Source organism: Streptomyces sp. A0592 (genome assembly GCF_004795115.1).
Lineage (GTDB): Bacteria > Actinomycetota > Actinomycetes > Streptomycetales > Streptomycetaceae > Streptomyces > Streptomyces erythrochromogenes.
In genome coordinates this window covers 76,960-84,134 of record NZ_SSBM01000029.1, presented here as the reverse complement: position 1 = coordinate 84,134, position 7,175 = coordinate 76,960, and the positions used below count along the sequence as shown (strand labels likewise).

The 7,175-nt window shown below is 72.3% G+C and carries 5 protein-coding genes; 4 read left to right on the top strand and 1 reads right to left on the bottom strand.

Features of this window, described 5'->3' with window-relative positions:
* Positions 1-279 precede the first annotated feature (279 nt).
* Both E6U81_RS30485 and E6U81_RS30480 read left to right on the top strand, forming a co-directional pair.
* Positions 280-1,767 carry a SulP family inorganic anion transporter gene (locus E6U81_RS30485; RefSeq protein ID WP_136233251.1) on the top strand — a complete coding sequence of 496 codons (1,488 nt, stop codon included), beginning with the start codon at positions 280-282 and terminating at the stop codon, positions 1,765-1,767.
* 206 nt (positions 1,768-1,973) lie between these two features.
* Entirely contained in the window at positions 1,974-2,453 is a 480-nt protein-coding gene (locus E6U81_RS30480; protein WP_136233250.1) for a VOC family protein, read from the top strand.
* Here E6U81_RS30480 and E6U81_RS30475 read toward each other — a convergent pair.
* A complete protein-coding gene (locus tag E6U81_RS30475; protein ID WP_136233249.1) occupies positions 2,450-3,571 on the bottom strand; it encodes a DUF6183 family protein in 1,122 nt (373 codons plus the stop codon). The two genes, E6U81_RS30480 and E6U81_RS30475, sit on opposite strands and share 4 nt — an antisense overlap.
* Positions 3,572-4,376: 805 nt before the next feature.
* On the opposite strand from E6U81_RS30475, the gene E6U81_RS30465 reads away from it, so the two are divergent.
* Positions 4,377-5,948 (top strand): S8 family peptidase, encoded by a 1,572-nt coding sequence (locus tag E6U81_RS30465; protein WP_136233247.1) that lies wholly within the window; start codon positions 4,377-4,379, stop codon positions 5,946-5,948.
* A gap of 165 nt (positions 5,949-6,113) precedes the next feature.
* The gene (locus E6U81_RS30460; RefSeq protein WP_136233246.1) at positions 6,114-7,172 is read left to right on the top strand and encodes a DUF2804 domain-containing protein; all 1,059 of its coding nucleotides are present in this window, start codon (positions 6,114-6,116) and stop codon (positions 7,170-7,172) included.
* The last annotated feature ends 3 nt before the right edge of the window (positions 7,173-7,175 follow it).

Here is a 7,175-nt window from a genome sequence, read left to right as displayed (position 1 = left end):
CACCCACCCCTACGTCAGCACCCACCCCACCCCACCCACCATCCCCGGCCACCACCTCACCGACCTCCCCGCACCACCCCACCACCAAGCCGCCCTCGCCACCCTCACCTGACACCACCCCCACACCGGTCACCGGTCCTGGTCGGCCGGAGCCGTCGCCGCAGGCCGCCCGTCCGGGCGCCGGTACCCTGGGGGGTCGTCCCATGTTCACGTACGCCCGCCCGTCGGCGGTGTGCCCGCCCGACAGGTCTGCCCGTCTTGCCCGACAGCACCGTTTCCATGTCCGCCCTCCCGCGCTTCTCGCGCCGCCGCCCGTCCTGGCTGTCAGCGAAGGTGCTGCGCACCGAGGTGCTGGCCGGCCTGGTCGTCGCGCTCGCGCTGATCCCGGAGGCGATCTCCTTCTCGATCATCGCCGGGGTGGACCCGGCGATCGGCCTGTTCGCCTCCTTCACGATGGCCGTCACGATCGCCGTCGTCGGCGGCCGCCCCGCGATGATCTCCGCCGCCACCGGGGCGGTGGCGCTCGTCATCGCGCCGCTCAACCGGGAGCACGGCTTCGGCCATCTCGTCGCCGCGGTGATCATGGCCGGCCTGTTCCAGATCGTGCTGGGCGCCCTGCGCGTGGGCAGGCTGATGCGGTTCATACCGCGCTCGGTGATGGTCGGCTTCGTCAACTCCCTCGCCATCCTGGTCTTCATGGCCCAGGTGCCGGAGCTGTGGAACGTGCCGTGGCCGGTGTACCCGCTCTTCGCGGTGGGTCTGGCCCTCATGGTCCTGCTCCCGAGGATCACCAAGGCCGTCCCCGCTCCCCTGGTCTCGATCGTGGTCCTGACCTCGATCACCCTGGCCGCGGGCATGGCCGTGCCGACCGTCGGCGACAAGGGCGCGCTGCCGTCCTCGCTGCCCGTCCCGGGGCTGCCCGACGTGCCGTTCACGATCGACACCCTGGCCACCGTCGCCCCGTACGCCTTCGCCATGGCGCTCGTCGGGCTGATGGAGTCCCTGATGACGGCGCAGCTGGTCGACGAGATCACGGACACCCGCTCGTCGAAGACCCGGGAGGCCGTCGGCCAGGGCGTGGCGAACGTGGTCACCGGATTCTTCGGCGGCATGGGCGGCTGCGCCATGATCGGGCAGACCATGATCAACGTGAAGGTGTCCGGCGCCCGGACCCGCCTGTCGACCTTCCTCGCGGGCGTCTTCCTGATGGTGCTGTGCATCGCCTTCGGACCGGTCGTCTCCGACATCCCGATGGCCGCCCTGGTGGCCGTCATGGTCATGGTCTGCTTCGCGACCTTCGACTGGCACTCCGTCGCCCCCGGCACGCTGAAGCGGATGCCCGCGGGCGAGATCATCGTCATGGCCGTCACCGTGGTGTGCGTCGTCGCCACCCACAACCTCGCCGTCGGCGTCGTCACCGGGTCCGTCACCGCGGTGGTCATCTTCGCCAAGCGCGTCGCCCGGCTCGCCGACATCACCGCGGTCACCGACCCCGACGGCAGCCAGGTCGTCTACGCCGTCACCGGCCAGCTGTTCTTCGCCTCCGCCAACGAACTCGTCAGCCGCTTCGACTACGCTGGCGACCCCGACCGGATCGTCATCGACCTGTCCGCCGCCCACATCTGGGACGCCTCCTCGGTGGCGGTCCTCGACGCGATCGAGCACCGTTACGCCCAACGCGGCAAGACCGTCGACATCACGGGGCTCAACGGGCCCAGCGCCAAGCTGCACGACACCCTCAGCGGCGAACTCACCTCGGCAGGCTGAGGGCGGGCCACCCGTTCGGGGCGACGCACCCGAACGGATTGCCGGGGCGTGGCGCCCGACCCGCCGGTCTGCCAGGTCGGCGCCGGGGCGCGATCCTGATACTGCCGGAGTTCGGCGGGCCGAGAACGTCGAGAACGTGCCATCGGCTCCGTCCCAGGGGCAGCAGCGGCCACCACCGGCCGCACGAGGCAGAAGGAGGGACCGGCATGGCGATCGAGCGGATGGACAACGTCGGCATCGTCGTCGAGGACCTGGACGCCGCCGTCGCGTTCTTCGTGGAGCTCGGGATGGAGCTGGAGGGCAGGGCGGAGATCGAGGGTCCCGTCGCCGACCGGTGCACCGGGCTCGACGGCGTCCGCTGTGACATCGCGATGCTCCGGACCCCCGACGGTCACAGCCGGCTGGAGCTGGCGAAATACCGGAGCCCCGCGGTGATCGCCGCAGGGCCGCGCGACCGGCCGCACAACGTCGTGGGCACGCACCGCGTCATGTTCGCCGTCGACGACATCGAGGACACCGTTGCCCGCCTGCGCCCTCACGGCGCCGAACTCCTCGGCGGGATCGCCCGGTTCGAGGACAGCTATCTGCTCTGCTACGTCCGCGGTCCGGAGGGCGTCATCGTCGGACTGGCCGAGCAACTGCGCCGAGACCCGCCCGGGGCGGCCCGGGTGCGGCCCGCGGACTAATCGGTGTCCGTGGCTGCCAGGACGGCGAGGCGGCGTCCGTCCGGGGAGAGGGCGGCGACGGCGTAGTCGGCGCCCTCGTTGTGGAAGAACTCGCTGTCCGTCTCGAAGTGGAACCATGTGCACTGCTCGGCGCGGAGTTCCACCTCCGCCGCGGCCGCGCCGAACGGCGCGCCGGACAGACCCGCCAGCGAGCGCCACGCCTGGAGCCGGCCCCAGGCCCCGTACCTGCCGGTGCCGTAGAAGCCCCCCATCGACGCGGTGGCGAACAGCAGGGACCAGATGTCGCCCACGGGGCGGGCCGCTATCTCGAAGCGCCCGGTGGGCCCGAGGTCCGTGACGCAGTCCATCGGCAGCGTGGGGAGCAGGGCCGGCACGTGGTCGGGAGCGATGGGCCGGTCCGGCCGGAAGACCCAGGCCTCGCCGTAGCCCCAGTTCCCTTCGACGGCTGTGACGATGAGGTCGTGCTCGCCCACCGTCGCGCAGTTGCGCAGCGGTGACGCCTGGAGCGGGCGGGGCGTCGGCGGGTCCTGGCGGCCGTGTGGGGGCAGCCCCGTCCTCACGCCCTTGGCGGAGCCGTTGACGGAATGGCTGGTGAAGTCGGGGGCGGTCTCCAGCGGGCGGCGGCGGTCGGGGAGCCAGGACAGGGGGTGCAGCCGCGAGGCGGGGCGCAGGGCCGGGAACTCGTCCGGGTCCACGCCGCGCAACAGCAACTCGTGGAACAGGCAGATCCGCAGTTCACCGAGCCGGTCGTCGTCAGGAACGTCGGCGAAGACGGTCTGCGCGAGGACCGGGGCCGACTGGTGCTGGGCGAGCATCGTCGCCATGAGCGGTAGTTCGAGTCCCGCAGGGCCGGTCGCGGCTTCCTGTTCGCCGAGCAGTCCGAGCAGCAGCTCGACACCCTCCCGGCCGGGGGTCGTGGCGAGGAGCCGCCGGAGGTGGGAGAGGTCGCTTCCGTGGCCCCGGGCAGCCCGGGAGGCAGCCGCGTACCCCGCGCTGACCTGCGAGCCCATCCGGCGCAGCGAGGCGATGTCACCGGCCAGGGCGTGCCGGCGGGCCTCGTCCCGTGAGATGGGGTGGGGTTGGCTGTCGCTCGCCTGCCTGCTCGCCTCGTCACTCACGGTCCACCATCCTAGTGGCGGCGTTGTGCGTGGCGCCGGACCGGTGGCGGTGAGGACGCCGGGCCGGCGCCCTCGCGGCTGACGACGGAGCAGGGCTTCCCGGCACAACAGGAACCTGAACTTCCGGTACAGCCGGGCCCGAGACCCCCGCACAGGCCCCCCGCTCACGAAAATTTCACAATTGGACTCCCGGGCCGACCGGTGGGCGAACCCCGGTGTCCGCACACCGCTCCACAGGCCGCCGCAGGAGCCCCGCCGCCGTCCGGCCGGGCGGCTGCGACGGGCGTCGGCCCACCCCGGCGGTGTGGTGCCGCAGCCCTCACCGAGCAGCGCGCTCTGGCCTGAATCCGTCGGGTCCGCGGATCCGTCGGAGCAGATCGCTCCGCCGGGCGTGGCATCGGAAGCGCCCAGGCTGCGGCTGCGGCCGGCCGCGCCGCCGCGGGGCGGGCCCTCCCGGCTGCCCCGTGCCGGCGCCGCAACCGCTTCCGGCGTGAAATCGCGCCCCGCGAGCCACCGCGGTCCGTGCAGCACCGGCGATACGCGCCCACGCCCGGCTTCCCTCCGGCCGTTGCGCCGGCCCCACCGCCCGTGCCCGCGTCATGTGCGGTACGTCTTTGCTCAATCATGGCCGGAGCATGGCAAGGATGTTACGCGCCCGTCGGCCCCTTGTGGGCGGGGCGGGGGTGGGTCAACCTTTCGAGGGCGAAGGCGAGTTGACGGGTTGTCATGCGCATGGCGGCACCCTGGTCAAGAGCTGCCTCCGCCTCATCCCCGAAGTGCACCGCCCACGAGGAGGACCCCCCACATGTCCGTGATGCGTCACACCCGCCGGAGGTTCGCCGGCATCAGCGCGACCGCCGTCGCGGCCCTCGCGCTCGGCGCCGCCGCCGCCCTGCCCGCCTCGGCCGCCGACACCGGCGCACAGGGCGTCATCGAGAACGCCGGCGCCGCCGGAAGCATCTCCGGCAGCTACATCGTGACCCTGAAGGACTCCGCGGCCCGCTCCACCGCCGACAGCGGCAAGGCTGTGGCGAAGCGCTACGGCGCGAAGATCGACCGCACCTACAGCGCGGCCCTCAACGGCTACTCCATCAAGGTCTCCGAGGCGCAGGCCAAGAAGCTCGCCGCCGACCCGGCCGTCCAGTCGGTCGTGCAGGACCGCGTCTTCACCGTGGACGCGACCCAGCCGAACCCGCCGTCCTGGGGCCTCGACCGGATCGATCAGCGCGCACTCCCGCTGAACCAGAGCTACACCTACCCCGACAAGGCCGGCGAGGGCGTCACCGCGTACATCATCGACACCGGTGTCCGCATCACCCACCAGGACTTCGGCGGCCGCGCCTCCTACGGCTACGACGCCATCGACAACGACAACACCGCCCAGGACGGCCACGGCCACGGCACGCACGTCGCCGGCACCGTCGCGGGCGGCGCGTACGGCGTGGCCAAGAAGGCCAAGATCGTCGGCGTCCGCGTCCTCGACAACAACGGCTCCGGCACCACGGCCCAGGTCGTCGCGGGCATCGACTGGGTGACGCGCAACGCCGTCAAGCCGGCCGTCGCCAACATGTCCCTCGGCGGCGGCGCCGACTCCGCGCTCGACACGGCCGTCCGCAACTCCATAGCCTCCGGCATCACCTACGGCGTCGCGGCGGGCAACGAGTCCACGAACGCGTCCACCAAGTCCCCGGCCCGCGTCGCCGAGGCGATCACCGTCGGTGCCACCACGAACACCGACGCCAAGGCGAGCTACTCCAACTACGGCAACGTCCTGGACCTCTTCGCCCCCGGCTCCTCCATCACGTCCTCGTGGGGCACGGGCGACACCGCCACCAACACCATCTCCGGCACCTCCATGGCCACACCGCACGTGGTCGGGGCAGCGGCGCTGTACCTGTCGCAGAACACCTCGAGCACCCCGGCACAGGTCCGTGACGCCCTGGTCGCGGCCGCCACGCCGAACGTGGTGACCAGCCCCGGTACGGGCTCCCCGAACCTGCTGCTCAACGTCGGCGAGGGCGGCACCGTCCCGCCGGGCAAGCGCTTCGAGAACACCGCCGACTACGCGATCAGCGACAACGCGACCGTCGACTCGCCCGTCACCGTCAGCGGTGTCGCCGGCAACGCCCCGGCGGCGCTGACCGTCGCGGTCGACATCAAGCACACCTACATCGGCGACCTCAAGGTGGACCTGGTCGCGCCCGACGGCACGCTGTACAACCTGCACAACCGCTCCGGCGGCAGCGCGGACAACATCATCAAGACCGTCACCGTCAACGCCTCCTCCGAGGTCGCCAACGGAGTGTGGAAGCTCCGGGTGAACGACAACGCGAACCTCGACACCGGAAAGATCGACTCCTGGGCGCTGACGTTCTGAGCGCAGCGCAGGCAGCAGCGCGCGACTTCCGAGCCGCGGTGAACGGATGAACAGGCGGGGGCGGCCACGATGTGGTCGCCCCCGCCGCACGTCCGCGGACGGGGGCGCGGGACCGCAGGACGCGGGCCCCTCGACCACCGCGCTCCGGCCGCATAAGGTCCGCGCATGGCCACGTACGAACGTGAGATCACCGGTCCGGTCGGCCTGTGCCGACCCGACGGCACGCTCGATCCCGCTGCGGTCGGCTGGTCGCGCCGGCCCCTGCACCGCTCGGCGATCCCGGGCTGGGGCCGCACCAAACGGTGGGAGTACTGGTGCGTCACCACACCGACCCACCTGGTCGCCCTCACCGTCAGCGACCTGGACTACCTGGCGCTGAACTCGGTGTACGTGCTGGAGTTCGGGCCCGGCCGGCGGCGCGAGTTCGAGCGGACCGCGATCGTCCCCGGCGGTCGCGGCGTGCGCCTGCCCGACACCGTCGCCGGCTCCGCGGGGACGCCCCCGCTCGTCGTGGGACCCGAGCGGCCCGTCCGCGGCCAGGTCCGCGTCGAGATCGCCGAAGTGCCCGGCGGCACCCGGCTGACGGCGCGCTGCCCGGGGCCCGGCCGGATGCCCGTCGAGGTCGACCTGTTCGCCGCACTGCCGGACGGGCACGAGACCCTTTCGGTGGTCGTCCCGTGGAGCGACCGGCGCTTCCAGTACACCTCCAAGCACACCGCGCGCCCCGCGTCGGGCACCGTCACCGTCGGGGACGACGTCCTGGCGTTCGGGGACGGAGCCTGGGCCGTACTGGACCACGGGCGCGGGCGCTGGCCCCGGCGTGTGCGCTGGAACTGGGGGGCGGCCTCGGGCCGTACGGACGGGCACACCGTCGGCATCCAGCTCGGAGGCCAGTGGACCCGCGGCACGGGGTCGACCGAGAACGCGCTGTGCGTCGACGGCAGGCTCACCAAGATCGGCCGGGAGCTCGTCTGGGACTTCGCGCCCGACGACCCCCTGGCCCCGTGGACCGTCCGCGACGGACACGAGGGACACGAGGGACAGGTTGATTTGCGGTTCACACCGTTCCACGTGCGGCGGGTCCGCACGGACGTCGGACTGATCGGCAACCGTACCGACCAGTGCTTCGGCCACTACGCGGGCACCGTCCGCGACGACGGGGGCCGGCGGGTCGCGGTCGACGGCCTGCTGGGCTGGGCGGAGAACGTCCGCATGCGGTGGTAGCGG